We start from the raw sequence: 14,192 nt of genomic DNA on the forward strand, positions 1-14,192 counted from the left end.
ATCAGTTGCAGCTCTTTGAGCCAGGGACGTTCGGCCTCGGTCAGTTCACAGACCCGCGCCGGTTTACCGTCAGCCAGTACACTGGCGACTTTTTCAGCAAGGCGCAGACGGGCCTGTTGCTGCTTGTCGCCCGATTTGGCGGCCCGGCTCAGGCGGTTGATGGCGCGTTCGACGCTTTCCAGATCGGCCAGCGCCAGTTCGATATTGATCACTTCAATATCGCCAATCGGGTCAACCTTACCGGCCACATGAATCACATCATCATCGGCAAAACAGCGCACCACATGGGCAATCGCGTCGGTTTCGCGGATATGTCCGAGAAACTGGTTGCCCAGGCCCTCGCCTTGTGAGGCCCCAGCCACCAGCCCGGCAATATCTACAAATTCCACGGTAGTGGGGATCACGCGCTCGGGCTTGACGATGCTGGCCAGCGCCTGCAAGCGCGCATCCGGGACGGCGACAATGCCGACATTGGGGTCAATGGTGCAGAAGGGATAGTTTTCTGCCTGAATCTCAGCTTGGGTAAGGGCGTTAAACAGGGTGGACTTGCCCACGTTGGGCAGGCCGACAATACCACATGCAAGGGCCATGAATGATCTCGTTGTTGAGCGGTTAAGGCGTTGAATATTTTAACTAAAAACCCCGGCCAGGCGGCGCTATGTGCCAGAGGGGGCGGCCAGCAATGGAATCAGTACGGTGAAGGTGCTGCCTTGCCCCAGCTCGCTGACCACATGAATGCTGCCGTGCATGGCGGTTATATTACCATGAACCACTGACAGGCCCAGCCCGGTTCCCTGACCAATCTCGCGGGTGGTGTAAAAGGGGTCAAAAATGCGCGGCAGGACATCCGGGGCGATGCCATGCCCGGTGTCAGCGACAATCAGGCGGGCATAGCGGCCCGGTTGCAGGGTGGGATGTTCCAGGCTGGTCTGTTGCAGCGTATAAATATCGACGGTAACGCTCAGACGCCCGCCGCCTTTCATCGCCTGGGCCGCATTGGTGACCAGATTCAAGACCACCTGTTGCACCTGCGAGGGGGTGACATTGACCATCACCGGCGCGCTGGTGGCCTGAAAATCCAGCTCAATGGCACGCGGCAGGTTGACATTGCTCAGCTCCAGTGTTTCGCGCACCAGTGCGACCAGATCGGCCTGCGCGGTTTCGGTTTGATGCTGTTCCTGGCGGGCAAAACTCAGGATACGATCCACCAGTTGCTGCCCACGAAAGGCCGCCGAAAGCAGATTTTCCAGCCATTGCACCTCCGGGCCTTCGGCCTGGCTTTGGAGTAAATCGGCATAGCCGATGATGATGCCCAGTAAATTATTAAAGTCGTGGGCAATGCCAGCAGCGAGAATGCCGATGGATTCGAGGTGTTGCAGGTGACTTAGGCGCTCATTGAGCATCGCCGAATAATGCTGCTCAATATCGCGGCGAAAGAGCAGGCCATAGGCCATCAATAGCTCGATCAATGGCTGGGCGCTGAGGGTCAGGGCCTTTTTTAGATCTACGTTGGCAGGCAGATTATCGGCCAGTTGGGCGGTGGCCTTTTGGTGCATCTCGCCAATTTCCTCCGGCGGGATGGTCTCCACGATCAGGCGGCGAGCCAATTCCGAGACCTCGGCCAAAATAGCCTCGTCCTGGGTGTGAATATATTGCACCAGCAGCGTGGTGTATTGATTGATAATCTGTTGATTCACTTAGCAATAATCCGATACTTTTATGCTTAACACTTGATCAGAGGCGCCAACACATGCAGGCGTCGTTACTATCACGATCAACGGTGATGCCGTTACTCGTGAGGGTTTTGCCCTGCCAAGACTTGATGCACCCGCCGAGCTGGCGGTTTTGCGATCACCCGTAACACGACGCTGGCCGGGGGTATCCCGGTGATGCCGCTTTTTTTATGTGCCTTGCGGTTTTCAGCGGTCAAGCGCCGCTTTTTATCAAGGGGGCTAGCCATCCTGGCTGACCAAGCTGCTGGCTGAGTGTCTTGATCTCATCAGACAGCGGTCGGTCATCGTCTAAGTGCTTGCTAGTCTGGCGAATCTGCTGCTGCAGCTGTACGGAAATTTTCGCAAATCCTGCGGCTTCGCCGCCGGCGATGTCGTAACCCTGGGCGAGGATCAGGCATTCAATGGCGAGCAATTCTTGCAGTCGATCAAGGGTCGTGGCGCAGCGACGGGCGGCAAGGGTTCCCATCGTCACGACATCTTGATTGTTGGCATTGGTGGCAATGGATTGGATGCTGGCGGGGTTGGCTTGGGTGCGCATCTCAGCCACAAGCGCAGTCGCGCTGACTTGTGCGCCCATAAAACCGCTGTGCAAGCCATTGTTGTTGCCGCGTAAAAAGGGAGGCAAGCCTTGGTTGAGAGCGGGATCGGTGATTCGCGCAATGCGGCGTTCACTGTGAATCGCCAAGGTGATTAGTGCGTTATTCAGGGCATCAGCGGCCAGTGCGATGTGTTGCCCGAAAAAATTACCGCCATGCAGCACTTCGCCGGTGTCGGCCAAAAGCAGCGGGTTATCCGTAACGGCAGCAAGTTCATCGCGGAGTACCTGGTGATGAAATTCCATGACATCTCTGACCGCGCCTAGGTGTTGTGGGGCACAGCGGAAGGTGTAAGCATCCTGGGGCATGGCTTGATGGGCAAGGGTTTGTCCACCATGAAGCTGTGTTGGCAGGCAGGGCGGTGGTTGCTCAATGGGCTGTAGCCGAGCGCTATCGGCAAAGGCGGTCAATAAGGTATGTTGTGCCCACTGCTGCCCCGGATGGGCGCGCAGGCGGGCAAATCCAGGATGTAGCGCCTCACGATGTGCGTGTAATAGCTCGCCATAAACTCCCGTGAGAATCAGAGAAAGATACAGCAGACGCTCGCTGCGGCAGTGGTTGAGTGCCGCAATGGCGGTCATTGCCGAGGTGCCATTGACCAGCGCGAGTGCATCCTTGCCTTCCGGCCGTAGCACGGCAAGCCCGAGCCGGTCGAGTGCCTGTGCTGCCGGAAGCGGGGTCTGTTCAAGCCATACCTGTCCTTGTCCCATCAACGCTAAGGCGATATGTGCCAGTGGGGTCAGATCCCCGCTGGCACCCACAGTACCAATGGCAGGAATCTGGGGCACAAGGTCTTGTGCCAGACACTGCAGCAATAATTGCAAAGTGTCGGGGGCAACCGCTGAATAGCCATGTGCAAGGGTGGCTGCGCGTACTGCCATGATGGCGCGAACCTGAGATTTATCAAGCAGTGCACCCACTCCGGTGGCCAGATGATATACCAGTCCTTGTTGTAGCTGTGCCGAGGCCTGGGGGTCAATGGCGGTATGCGCTAACGGCCCATAGCCGGTGGTCACGCCGTAGATGCGGCGGCGTTCGCCAATCAAGCGGTGCAGGTAGGCGTGACTTTTGGCAACCGCCCGCCAGTGGCTTGGGCGCAGTACCAGACTCGCCCCGAATGCAATGGCTTCCACGTCATCAGGGGATAAAGCCCCGCTTTTCGCAAGTTTGATGCAAGACATCAGGATGTTGTGTCTTCCTTGAGACGCCAGTCGCTGTCTTTGCCCAGCGCATTCGTGGGTAGATGCGATCCTAGCGTAAAAACGCGAGGACGTTCAGGGGCACTGAGATGCTCATAACACCACTCATGCAAGGATTGAATCAGCTGTTCGGGGTCATCTGCATAGGCGGGTTCGGGCAGGATAAAGGCCTTGAGTCGATCGCCCTCCTGTGGATGCATCAGGCGTACTCTGGCTTCGCGTACCCCAGGCAAGGCGGCAAGTTTTTCTGCAATACGCTGCGGAAACACATTGATACCACCGACCGCAACGGCCTGATCCAAACGACCGCCAAGGGTAAAATGTCGTGCATCCTGCCAGGAGAGGGTGTCGTTGAGCGGATACTGCTCGCCGCTGGCGCTTTCCATCAAAGTGTCGCCATCCACCGCCTGCCAGCGTGGCAACAATCCAAAGGGCTGCCGGGGATCTGTGCGTACACCGATGCCGCCTGTTTCGCTGGCACCATAGAGTTCGACCATTGCGGCAAGTCCCTGCTGCCTGAGCTGGTAGATCACCTGCGCATCACACGGGCCTGTGGAGGTAAGACCTAAGACACCCCCAGGGAAGGGCTGTGCCTGTCGAGCGAGTTGTTTCCAGAGAAAGGGGAAAGCGACGATGAGATCCCCCGCCTCAAGCCTGCGCGCGTGAACCTCAGACAAGGCGGCCTGCGCACGCAGCACCGGTTTTTGCAACCAATCCGCCAAAATCACCGAAAACAGACAGCCATAGATATGATGACAGGGAACCAGGGCGAGAATGCGTTGGATGGGTTGACCCAGCGTCTGGGCAAACAGGTGTGCACAATACTCTACTTCTGCGACCAGATTAGGCCATGCATGAGCGCAGGCTTTGGGCTGACCGCTGCTGCCGGAGGTGAAAAAGGTAAGACGACGGCTGCCCTGCTGACGTACCTGCCAAATGAGATCGACCCATTCGCCCAGCGTCTTAAAGCGCAGCAGATAATCCTCAAGGCCGCTGTCACGAAGATGGAACACATCGGCCACCCGCATCGCCAGCGCCAGGCGCTCCAGCGAATCGGCCCTCATGCTGGTTGATAACGCCTCACCGGCCTGCGCCGTGTGTGTCGCGGCAGACAGCTCGCCTGGCTCACCGATCCATGTATGTTCGTCCCAGTCCGCAGCCTGCACCACCACCTGTGGATCGCAACGCAGGGTTTTAAGCTCATCAGCAATCAGGGATTTGCTAATCTCTAAAAGACTATTTGCCGAGATTTCAAAGCCAGACGCGCAAAGGGACGAAGTTGACATGAGGGATGACTTATACCCGTTTAACAAACACCCAATAAGTGTCGTCGACTAATGCTTTTTTCATGTGTACCTTTACTTTCGTGGGCTTCATTTCATAGTCAAAGGTATATTCAAACATGGTATTCAGATTGCCCGATTTGATACCTTGGTCAAAGCGCCCCTTAAATTCTGTCCGATTGGTACAGGGAGCGACTTCAAGAAAGAAATTTTTGCCAATCACCTCCGTTGGTTTACGCCCGGTGATATCGCCTTCGGCCGCATTGTATTGGAGGATTTTGCCTTGGGCATTTAATTGAATGGCACCAAAAGCCAGCTTATTAAGATCGCCTTTGGACATCTTCGCTAAACTGTTTTCTATATTATCCGCACCGAAAGATAACAGCTCCATTGGGATTTCCTCGCTCAGAATTTAGATTGACACCAAATAACCCACCTTAAAGCGCGTTTAGGCACGTCTAAACACGCCCATCTTGAGATCTTCACCTGCCTAAATTCAGAAGACGCCAAAGATTTTTTGAGGTGAGCTTAATATTACGCTAGTTTAGGCCGTTAAAAAAGCCTGATATCCAGGCAATGGCGGCTCGCAGTTGGCTTGAGGCGGCAATGCTGATTTAAAGCACCCGGTCGGCTTCGTAATGACAGATCAACAGGCCCGCATCGTCACGCTCGCTGCGCCATTGATGCAGGACATGGCGGATATAGTGCGCTGGCTGGGTGAATAAACGCGGCGCGGCGGCACCGAAATCAAGCATTTCCGGCAGGCCATCGGTAAACATCAGCAAGGTATCGCCGGGCGCAAAGCGCACCGTGGCACAGGCCAGCGGCTGATAACCGGCGCCAAGAATGCCATTATTGCTGCTTAAGCGCTCGATGCTCCCGTCTGCGTGAGCCACCATGGCCCGCGTATTGCCAACCCCGGCATACACCAGGCGTTGACCATCAGGGCTGGCCATCGCGATTCCCACCGCAACGCCGCGACTGGCTTGCAGGATTTCGTTGCAGCGAAGAAAGGCCTCCTCCAAGGGTTTGCTCAGCTGATTGGTTAAACACCCCAGCGCCTGACGCGCTGCCTGGGCCGCTCCGGCGCCATGCCCAAGGCCGTCAATCATGCAAAAGATGTGGCTGTGATTGCTGCACCAATGCGCAGCAAGATCACCGCATTCAAACTCGCCGGGATAGGGCGTGGTGGCCATACTTACGAGGAAAGCCATTTAATCGCGCTCACATAGGTTCCGCCGCCAGTGCGGGGCTGAATGGAAAGCTCATCACAACAGCGCAACACGCCGGGCAGGCCGCTGCCCAAACTGTTTGCGGTGGAGTAACCCTCGGTCAGGGCCAGTTGAATATCCGCAATGCCAGGGCCACGATCTTTGGTGCTTAACTGAATGCCGTTACACAGATCGTGCTGGCTTTGCACAAAGCCCAGCAAAAAGAGTCCGCCGCCGGCGTGCATGATCAGGTTATGACACAGCTCACTGGCGCTGGTGACCAGAAAATGTACATCAATGGCACAAAACCCAAGGTATTGGGCATATATCCGCGTCTGGGTGCGCGCTTCCACCACATCAAATTCCGTGAGAATCTCCAGGCAGGCCAGCGTGGCATGAATGCTCAACGCGGCGGTTGCGTTGGTTTCCTCGACTGTCATTGAGGCGGCGTTTCTTCTACTGGCGTTAGCTGTTCCAGCCGCTGCATGGTGAGCATGACCAACTGCCTAAAGGCGCCCGCCGTTTTTTTATCTAGCGCACATTGTTGATAACGCCGGTCGGCATAAACCACGCCATCGACACGCCCATGAATAAAGACCGAATGCAGGAAAAAGGCCCGCACCCCGATCAGACGACGCACGGAGTCAGGGATTTGTGGCCAGATGCCTTCGCGGTTGGAGGCATTGAGCCAAAATGGCGCGGGGCGCTTAAGTAATTGCCCCATCAGATAGTCATTGTTCAACGGCCAATGGAAGCGATTAAAGGCCGGTTCGTGGTCAGTGCCTTCAAGCCGCTGCGCCACCAGGGCATCGCCTTCGCGGGAGAGGCGCGCATACACCACGCGATTGAGTCCCAGCCCGTGATGCAAGGCCAGGGTCAAGGTGTTGATCACCGCTTCCTTGCTGTCGAGTTCTTCACCGCCAAGCTGCGCCTCAAAGTTTTCTAGCAGGTCTTTGCGCGGGGCCAGGCAAAAGGCCGGCTTGGTCGGGCCAAAGCCTTCATTTAACAGGTATTCCACCTGATCTTGATCCAGCAGCGGTACCGGCGATTGCTGATACAAGGCCAGATGTGCATTGAACTGGGTGCTCACGGTATTCAGGCTTTCGATTAACTCAGCGCGCTGGATGTCCAGATAATCGGCCGCCAGACGAATATCCGAGGCCAGCAGCGGGTGAACCCAGCCGTGCATGGCCTCACGCGCCAGCCGAAAGGCCAGCATCACGCCGAGTGAGCGCAGATGCTTGGCATTGCGCGCCCGCATACATTCACGCGCCATCGACGGCAAGCGCCAATGCTCTGCCAGCTCAAAGCCCATTTGCTCAAGATTGATGCCCAAGGCCACATATTCGGCCTCATGCGGCAACACCTGAGCATTTTGTGCCAGTTCCAGATACGAGCCGGTGCAGCGTTGGTCAAAGGTGGCCAGCATCAACTCCCCCAGCGGATACAACAGCGCGGCCAGAGCAACCTCGCTGGGCACCATGTCATGACGCAGCTCGGCCCATTCTCTGGCCAGCATCGAGGCATAACTGGCCTGAGCGGCCAGGCGCAGATACCAGGTGCGCACGGGTTCTTGAATGCGATCCTCTAATTTGGGGCTTTGCTGCACATGGCGGCGCAGGGTTTCAGTGCCCAGCATCATCACTGCATCTTCACAGGTGGTGATTTCGCTATGAAAATGGCGATGCGGCACCGCATTGGCCATACGAATCATACTCAAGGCCAGCCCCACATCCTGCAAAATCGCCTGCGCCAATTCGCGCATGGCAAATTCATCATCCCGTAAAATCGCCTCAATCTGCGCCACGCTGCCGGGCAAAATGGGCAATTCCTTATCACCGAGGGCGTCAACCCAAGTATCGAACCCGTGTTTCTTTTTCATCAGTGTCTCCGTGAGTAACCTCGGCTATAGGGTGAGTAAAGGTTAGAGCGCCAGCCAATGCGCAATGGACCGGCTCAGGCGGCAGGCGCTGCACCGGGAAACAACGTGCGCAGCTTTTGTTCCCGGAAGGTAAAGATGCCGCGCACCTTGCGATCCACAAACAGCGCGCCCGCCAGAGAACCCAGGACGCTCAGGCCAATATCATAGTGCAAAATATCGGTCATCTGGACGCCGCCATCGACTTCCTTGAAATGATGCTCGTGATGCCACAGGGCATACGGGCCTTGGCGCTGCTCATCAATAAAATAGCGCCCGGCTTCAATGTGCGTGATTTCAGTGACCCAGGTCATCGGGATCTTGAGCATCGGCGCAAGGCGATAGATGATCAACAGCCCCGGATACATCTTGTCGGGGATATCGGAAAGGATGTGAAACACCATCTCATCGGGGGTGATCTCGTTGAGATTGCGCGGCGAGGAGAAAAAATCCCAGGCCTGGGCAAGCGGTATCGGCAAAAACTGTTCACTGACGAGGGTTTTGATAGCCATGCGTGAGTCTGCCTTATTGTCATCGTAGAAAAATCAAAGAAAAGCGCGGCGCAATGTCACGGGCGCTTCGTTTAAAGCTTGAATGCATCCACCACTTGACGAAGGTCGGTGGCAATCTGTTTGACTTCCAGGCTGATCTCGCTGACCGTTTTAACCGCTTGGGCATTGTGTGCGCTGGCGTGGGCAATCTCACGCAAGGCGATGAACACCTGCTGATTGCCGGTTTGCTGCTGCCCGGTGGATAAAGAGATCTGCGTCGCGGCCTGATTGGTTTTTTGCGCGTTGTCAACCAGCTGTTTGAGCATCTGCGCGGTGTGTTCGCTGCGGTTGATACCCTCCTGAATGGTGCGCGCCTCCTTTTCAGAGGACAGGTTCAAGCGGTTGATGGTTTCTTGCACCAGGCTCATCTGTGTTTCAATATCATCGGTTGACTCGGACACACTGTCCGCCAGACGGCGAATCTCGGCCGCAACCACTGCAAAGCGTTTGCCCGACCCACCCGCGCTGCTGGCCTCAATGGCGGCATTAAAGGCAATCAGCTTGGTCTTTGAGGCCAGCTCATGAATCAGCTTCATCACTTGACTGATTTGCCGGGAGGCCGACCCCAGCGCAATGATCTCGCGCAGACTGTGCTCATTATCCTCACGAATGGTGTGCATGATGTCGCGTTGCTGCTCAATCGCCTGCGCTGCCTGTTCGCTGTAATCCAGGGTATCGCTGGCCAGCTCTGCGACGGTGCGCGTATTTTGCGCAATCTGCGCCGAGGTGCTGGACAATTCTTCCATGGTGGAGGTGATTTCCGCCATCGAGCAGGACAGTTGTTCAACGGCGGCAGCCATCGTGGCGGCGCGATCTTCTTCAAAGGCCATCTGCTGCGCGTGTTGCCCACCCCGCCCTGCCGTATCGGTCAGGCGCTCGGCCGCCAATAACAAATGGCCGGCCTGAGCCGCGACTTCGCGCACCGTATCTTGAATACGCTGATGCAGTTGATTGATTTGTTTTGCCAAATCACCCAATTCCGCCCGGTCTTTGGTGCTTAGCGATTGACGCAAATCCAGATGCGCCGTCATTTCATTGATCTGACGCTGAAAGCGGGCAATGGGCCGGGTCAGACTGTTCGCCAGCGGGTACAAAAGCCCCAGACTGACAAACAACAAAAGCAGGCCAATCAGTAAAAAATACGTCAGATGGCGATGAATCGGCCGCATGATCTCATCACGCGCTATTTCAATCACCAAAAAGCGCTGCAAGGTCGGCAGCCAGAGCGCCCCCAGAATGAGCTGATGACCCTCGACCTGCACTTGCCTGACCGCCGCCGTGCCCTCCCGCGCCGCCACTAACAAGGCTCGCTGCTCCGGCTGGTCAAGACGGCTCAAGCGACCCGCTGCGCCCTGTACCTGAATCTCTCCCTGCGCATCGGCCAGCAGAATGCGCCCTGGCGTTTTCGCACGATACTCAACCAGCATGCGGTTAAGATCGGCGATATTCATACCAATGCCCGCGACATTCACCGGCCTTTGATCAGCCGCCAGGGCTTCACTGCGATAATTGACAAAGATGAACAGATCGCCATCCGCCAGCGCCTCGGTATTCAGGTTCAACTCATAGGTCTGGCCGCTTTGCAGAAAATTAAAATACCACGCCTTATCCGGGTTATCCGGGGTGATGCGCTCGTCCTCGCGCAAAAGCTCGCCGCCCTCCGTATAAAAATAGTAGGCCAGTTTGCCATCCCCTGGATTGACCAGCATAAACACCACACTGGCATCCACCTGACGGCGCAGGCGCTGTAAATACTGCTTGATCTCGCTGTGTTTGTGCGCATCGAAAACAGCACCGGATTGGATCCACTGCTCAATAAAATACTGATTGGCGAGGGATTCCGAAACCGTGATACTGGGCATCAGGCGTCGCTCAATCTGCGCCCCCACCCCTTCGAGCTGCTCGGGCAGGTGTTGATTGAGAAACGCGCTGTACTGGGTATTGATGAAAAAGCGATACTGCAAGGCCAGCAACGCACCCAACAAGGCCAGCAGCAATACACCAAAGCTTGCAAACAACCGCCAGCGGATCGGAAGACGATAGAAATGCTGCATGAACAGGACACCTGTTGCCAATAAAAATCAAGGCCTTATGCCGCAGACCTTTGGACGGCCCGCGTTTTATGAAACTGGGTCATGATTATACAACAACGCCAAAGCCGCGCCTTAATCCGTTTAGCCCAAGCGGTATGCTATGCTTGCCGACATGGAAAACATCGACACATTAAAAATGCATTCCCCCAATCTCACACAAGCAAACATCGCCCGTATCGCTGAGCTGTTTCCCGGCTGTGTGACCGAGGCCAAAGGTGAAGATGGCCGCGTGAAACTGTCCGTGGACTTTGACCAGTTGCGGCAGGAACTCTCCGAGCACATCGTCGAAGGGCCGCAGGAACGCTATCATCTCAACTGGCCGGGTAAGCGTGAAGCCTTGCTCACCGCCAATGCGCCCATTGCCAAAACGCTGCGCCCCTGCCGTGAAGAAAGTGTGAACTTCGACACCACCAAGAACCTGTTTATCGAAGGCGACAACCTGGATGCGCTGAAATTATTGCAGGAAACCTATCTGGTCAAAGTCAAGATGATTTATATTGATCCGCCGTACAATACGGGGAATGACTTTATCTATGAAGATGATTTTGCCGAAGGTGTAGATGAATACCTTGTGCGATCGAGTCAAAGGGATAATCGCGGAAATCGTTTGGTAGTAAACACAAAAGCTAATGGACGCATTCATTCGAATTGGCTTTCGATGATTTTTCCAAGATTAAAGTTTTCATAGCCATCTTATTTCAGATGATGGAATTATTTTTATTTAAATTAACGACAACGAAATAGATAATCTACGAAAGTTATGCGATGAGGTATTTGGAAGAGAAAATCTGCTTGGCGTATTTCAATGGCGTAGGCGCCAGACAGCCGACAATCGAAATTATTCACGAGTTTCTTTTGATCATGAGTATATTGTTGCATACGGTAAGACTGCTATTGCTCAGATAAACGGTCGCGATATTGATGAATCGAAATACAAGAATCCAGACAATGATCCTCGGGGGCCGTGGGCGAGTATTGATCTATCCGGTTTAGCAACAGCCACTCAACGACCAAACCTGCACTTCGATATTGTTGATCCACTAACTGGCATTTCCTATGCGCCAAATCCGAATCGAGGGTGATCAAAAAGCAAGGAAAACATTGAAAAGATGATTTTCGAAGGAAGAATCCTTTTTCAAGCAAAGCCTGGCGGGCGACCACACGAAAAGAAGTTCCTGGGAAAGTTGCAGAGCTCTGTGACTGGATTATCTACATGGCTCGACTCGAGTGTTGTCGGATTTAATACAAATGGCACACGCGAGGTTACGGAACTTTTTGGAGGAAAATTTTTTTATTTTACAAAGCCTTTGGCACTTATTTAAACATTTATTCAGCAAGCATCGTCAAATAAAGAGAGTGTCGTCTTAGATTTTTTTGCCGGATCCTCTACAACAGCTCACGCCGTAATGAAATTAAATGCTAAAGACGGAGGGAATAGAAAGTTTATTATGGTTCAACTCCCTGAGCCTTGCGGGCAGCAATCGGACGCATTTCTCGCTGGATATAAGTCAATCGCCGAAATCAGCAAGGAGCGTATTCGCCGAGCTGGAAAAATAGTCCTCGAAGACAACTGCCATAAAAATTGGAACAAAGACATCGGCTTCCGCGTCCTAAAAATCGACGCCTCCAACATGGCCGACGTTTTCTACACCCCCGCCGCGCTGGACAAGGCCAACCTTGACCTGCTCGCCGACAACATCAAGCCAGACCGCACGCCGGAAGACCTGCTGTTTCAGGTCATGCTGGACTGGGGCGTTGACCTCGCCCTGCCCATTGCCCAAGAAACCATCCAGGGCAAAGCCGTGTTTTTTGTCGATGGCAACGCCTTGGCCGCCTGCTTTGACGCCCACAGCGGTGTCGATGAAGCCTTTGTGAAAGAACTCGCCAAACGCCAACCCCTGCGCGTGGTATTCCGCGACGCCGGATTCAAAGACGACGCCACCAAAATCAACATCGCCCAAATCTTCAAGCTGCTGCTAAAAACCTGAACAAAGTTGCTCAGGATAGTTTTTCGGTAATTCGCTCTCCGTTGATAGCACCCCGAAGGGCGAGCAAATGGAGTCCTGGTTGAGCAGTCCCAACCGGAGGCGCTCAGTGCGTTCCAGCAAGATCGCCTTGACCCGCTTGAACGGGGTAAACCGCTCAATGTCCGGGTCTGATAACCTCGCCAGCACGTTTCGCGCAGCGTTTTGGTCTGCCTGCAACACAACCCCGTCGGAACAGTAAAATTGATCCCCTTGCCGTTTGCCGTCAAGGCATCCAGTTCGAGAATCCATTTGCGATGTGTAAGCCGGATTGACCAGAACGACCGTCGAACCTCGACGGCTTGAAACACTGTCAAGTGCTTGGGCAATAACACCTTTCGTCCAGCTTGCCAGCCGACGATTGGCATTCTTGCCGAAGGACGTGCGCGCCATGGGGGCGGTTAAATCTTCTGCCGCGATCACGGCGGCTTTATCGACCACCTTGTGAACGGATTGAAATACGATGTCGCGGATGCGCGCATGGGTTTTGCTCATCTGCCGGTTGAGCTTCTTGCGCCCTAGGTTGAACTGGCGAATGTGTTGACGCTTGCGCGGGTTGCGGGTGTTGTTGGCGAGTGCCCGCAGCTTGGCGCGACGCTGGTATTTGATCTTGAGTTTGTCGGAGGTGTCGGTGAGGATCGCGCCCAGTTCCTGGCCGTGGTGGTCGCCGTCAGAATCGACCAAGACTTCGGAGTAGCCTTTATCAACACCCAATGTTTGTGTGCCGCAATCTTGCTTGACTTCAACATCGACGGTGTAATGCACCTCAATACGGTCATCGTCTTTGATGATAATGCGCAGGGTGCCGGTCGGCTCAACGTTGGTGTTGAGTGGCATGGCGATGCGTTGACCTTTCACCAAGCCGGGAATTTTGATCCAGGCGCACCCACCCCGTTGAAAGGTGGTGTAGTTATCCGAGCGCACGACAATCTGGTTGTGCGTGTGATTGTGACCATGCTTCCAGTGCTTGCGCATCATTCGGCGCAGATAAGGATCGTGTACCCAGTCGTTGCCTTTGAGCGCGGTGAAAAGCCGTTTTTGCTCGGTCTGGTCTTGGGTATGCCGCCAAATGCACCGTCGCACCTTGACCTTGGCAGCTTCCATGCTGGCGGTGATGTCGCCCTTGGCATCGCGCAAAGTTTCTTTCCAAGCGTTGGCTGAGACGGAAAAGACGCGCTTGTCTTTCAGCCATTGGTCGCGGATTTGGCGATCCGAGCGGGTGACGCCGCCAATTGAGCCAAACCGCTGCCAGACCTCGGAGCGCACCTGCCCGAGCCGCCCCGCTTGGTCGCGCAACGCCCCGACTTTGCCCTGGTTCGGGCGCTTGGCGTGCAAAATCCGCGTGACTTTCATTCGCACAAATCCTTGGGCTGGCGAACGGGCATCTCGGCAAAGTCCTCCTTGATGGATTGTTTGTATTTGCCCATCCCGTACAGCCGACAAGAAAAGGTATGCACAATCGCCAATAAATCCTCGACCACTTCCTGCTCGGGCGAGAGCGATTCCTGGTTGACCACCACGATCTTGCAGCCGTTTTCATCCGCCAGGTGCGCAAAGAGATCAAAGCCAAAGCGCATCAACCGA

The 14,192-nt window shown here is 54.9% G+C and carries 14 protein-coding genes and 1 pseudogene; 3 read left to right on the forward strand and 12 right to left on the reverse strand.

The window, feature by feature from the left end:
* The 10 genes from ychF to THISIDRAFT_RS02815 all read right to left on the reverse strand — a co-directional run.
* Positions 1-590: redox-regulated ATPase YchF (gene ychF, locus THISIDRAFT_RS02770; protein WP_006788561.1), on the reverse strand; the 590-nt coding region annotated here is incomplete at its 3' end.
* A 66-nt stretch (positions 591-656) separates the two neighbouring features.
* Entirely contained in the window at positions 657-1,697 is a 1,041-nt protein-coding gene (locus THISIDRAFT_RS02775; protein WP_006788560.1) for a sensor histidine kinase, read from the reverse strand.
* A 229-nt stretch (positions 1,698-1,926) separates the two neighbouring features.
* Positions 1,927-3,510, reverse strand: coding sequence for an HAL/PAL/TAL family ammonia-lyase (locus THISIDRAFT_RS02780; RefSeq protein ID WP_006788559.1), 1,584 nt, complete (start codon positions 3,508-3,510; stop codon positions 1,927-1,929).
* Positions 3,510-4,814 carry an AMP-binding protein gene (locus THISIDRAFT_RS02785; protein WP_006788558.1) on the reverse strand — a complete coding sequence of 435 codons (1,305 nt, stop codon included), beginning with the start codon at positions 4,812-4,814 and terminating at the stop codon, positions 3,510-3,512. Before THISIDRAFT_RS02785 ends, THISIDRAFT_RS02780 begins: the two co-directional genes overlap by 1 nt.
* Before the next feature lie 10 nt (positions 4,815-4,824).
* A complete protein-coding gene (gene pyp, locus THISIDRAFT_RS02790) occupies positions 4,825-5,202 on the reverse strand; it encodes a photoactive yellow protein (RefSeq protein WP_006788557.1) in 378 nt (125 codons plus the stop codon).
* 223 nt (positions 5,203-5,425) lie between these two features.
* Positions 5,426-6,025, reverse strand: coding sequence for a SpoIIE family protein phosphatase (locus tag THISIDRAFT_RS02795; protein ID WP_006788556.1), 600 nt, complete (start codon positions 6,023-6,025; stop codon positions 5,426-5,428).
* Entirely contained in the window at positions 6,010-6,462 is a 453-nt protein-coding gene (locus THISIDRAFT_RS02800; protein WP_006788555.1) for an ATP-binding protein, read from the reverse strand. Before THISIDRAFT_RS02800 ends, THISIDRAFT_RS02795 begins: the two co-directional genes overlap by 16 nt.
* Positions 6,459-7,904: an HDOD domain-containing protein gene (locus THISIDRAFT_RS02805; RefSeq protein ID WP_006788554.1), complete on the reverse strand. Its 1,446-nt coding sequence runs from the start codon at positions 7,902-7,904 to the stop codon at positions 6,459-6,461. The genes THISIDRAFT_RS02800 and THISIDRAFT_RS02805 overlap by 4 nt, the downstream gene beginning before the upstream one ends.
* Positions 7,905-7,978: 74 nt before the next feature.
* A complete protein-coding gene (locus tag THISIDRAFT_RS02810) occupies positions 7,979-8,452 on the reverse strand; it encodes an SRPBCC family protein (protein WP_006788553.1) in 474 nt (157 codons plus the stop codon).
* A gap of 71 nt (positions 8,453-8,523) precedes the next feature.
* Positions 8,524-10,545, reverse strand: a complete 2,022-nt coding sequence (locus THISIDRAFT_RS02815; protein WP_006788552.1) for a methyl-accepting chemotaxis protein — start codon at positions 10,543-10,545, stop codon at positions 8,524-8,526.
* Between the two features lie 139 nt (positions 10,546-10,684).
* Between THISIDRAFT_RS02815 and THISIDRAFT_RS02820 the strand changes: the two genes are divergently transcribed.
* From THISIDRAFT_RS02820 to THISIDRAFT_RS02825, 3 genes and pseudogenes are all read left to right on the forward strand, one after another.
* The gene (locus tag THISIDRAFT_RS02820) at positions 10,685-11,272 is read left to right on the forward strand and encodes a site-specific DNA-methyltransferase (protein WP_006788551.1); all 588 of its coding nucleotides are present in this window, start codon (positions 10,685-10,687) and stop codon (positions 11,270-11,272) included.
* A 640-nt stretch (positions 11,273-11,912) separates the two neighbouring features.
* Positions 11,913-11,987 (forward strand): annotated as a pseudogene (locus tag THISIDRAFT_RS14635) (DNA methyltransferase); the annotation flags it as partial.
* Positions 11,988-11,990: 3 nt separating this feature from the next.
* Positions 11,991-12,572, forward strand: coding sequence for a site-specific DNA-methyltransferase (locus THISIDRAFT_RS02825; protein ID WP_006788550.1), 582 nt, complete (start codon positions 11,991-11,993; stop codon positions 12,570-12,572).
* Here THISIDRAFT_RS02825 and THISIDRAFT_RS02830 read toward each other — a convergent pair.
* Entirely contained in the window at positions 12,561-13,961 is a 1,401-nt protein-coding gene (locus tag THISIDRAFT_RS02830; RefSeq protein ID WP_221913943.1) for an RNA-guided endonuclease TnpB family protein, read from the reverse strand. The genes THISIDRAFT_RS02825 and THISIDRAFT_RS02830 overlap by 12 nt on opposite strands.
* On the reverse strand, positions 13,958-14,192 hold a 235-nt coding region (locus THISIDRAFT_RS02835; RefSeq protein WP_418896123.1), incomplete at its 5' end, for an IS607 family transposase. The genes THISIDRAFT_RS02830 and THISIDRAFT_RS02835, both read right to left, overlap by 4 nt.

It is taken from the genome of Thiorhodospira sibirica ATCC 700588, from assembly GCF_000227725.2.
Lineage (GTDB): Bacteria > Pseudomonadota > Gammaproteobacteria > Ectothiorhodospirales > Ectothiorhodospiraceae > Thiorhodospira > Thiorhodospira sibirica.

Bases quoted from the DNA above. Each gene is read 5' to 3' on its own strand.
- THISIDRAFT_RS02780 (WP_006788559.1), bottom strand. From the start codon at position 3,510: ATGTCTTGCATCAAACTTGCGAAAAGCGGGGCTTTATCCCCTGATGAC.
- THISIDRAFT_RS02785 (WP_006788558.1), bottom strand. From the start codon at position 4,814: ATGTCAACTTCGTCCCTTTGCGCGTCTGGCTTTGAAATCTCGGCAAAT.
- pyp (WP_006788557.1), bottom strand. From the start codon at position 5,202: ATGGAGCTGTTATCTTTCGGTGCGGATAATATAGAAAACAGTTTAGCG.
- THISIDRAFT_RS02795 (WP_006788556.1), bottom strand. From the start codon at position 6,025: ATGGCTTTCCTCGTAAGTATGGCCACCACGCCCTATCCCGGCGAGTTT.
- THISIDRAFT_RS02800 (WP_006788555.1), bottom strand. From the start codon at position 6,462: ATGACAGTCGAGGAAACCAACGCAACCGCCGCGTTGAGCATTCATGCC.
- THISIDRAFT_RS02805 (WP_006788554.1), bottom strand. From the start codon at position 7,904: ATGAAAAAGAAACACGGGTTCGATACTTGGGTTGACGCCCTCGGTGAT.
- THISIDRAFT_RS02810 (WP_006788553.1), bottom strand. From the start codon at position 8,452: ATGGCTATCAAAACCCTCGTCAGTGAACAGTTTTTGCCGATACCGCTT.
- THISIDRAFT_RS02815 (WP_006788552.1), bottom strand. From the start codon at position 10,545: ATGCAGCATTTCTATCGTCTTCCGATCCGCTGGCGGTTGTTTGCAAGC.
- THISIDRAFT_RS02820 (WP_006788551.1), top strand. From the start codon at position 10,685: ATGCTTGCCGACATGGAAAACATCGACACATTAAAAATGCATTCCCCC.
- THISIDRAFT_RS02825 (WP_006788550.1), top strand. From the start codon at position 11,991: ATGAAATTAAATGCTAAAGACGGAGGGAATAGAAAGTTTATTATGGTT.
- THISIDRAFT_RS02830 (WP_221913943.1), bottom strand. From the start codon at position 13,961: ATGAAAGTCACGCGGATTTTGCACGCCAAGCGCCCGAACCAGGGCAAA.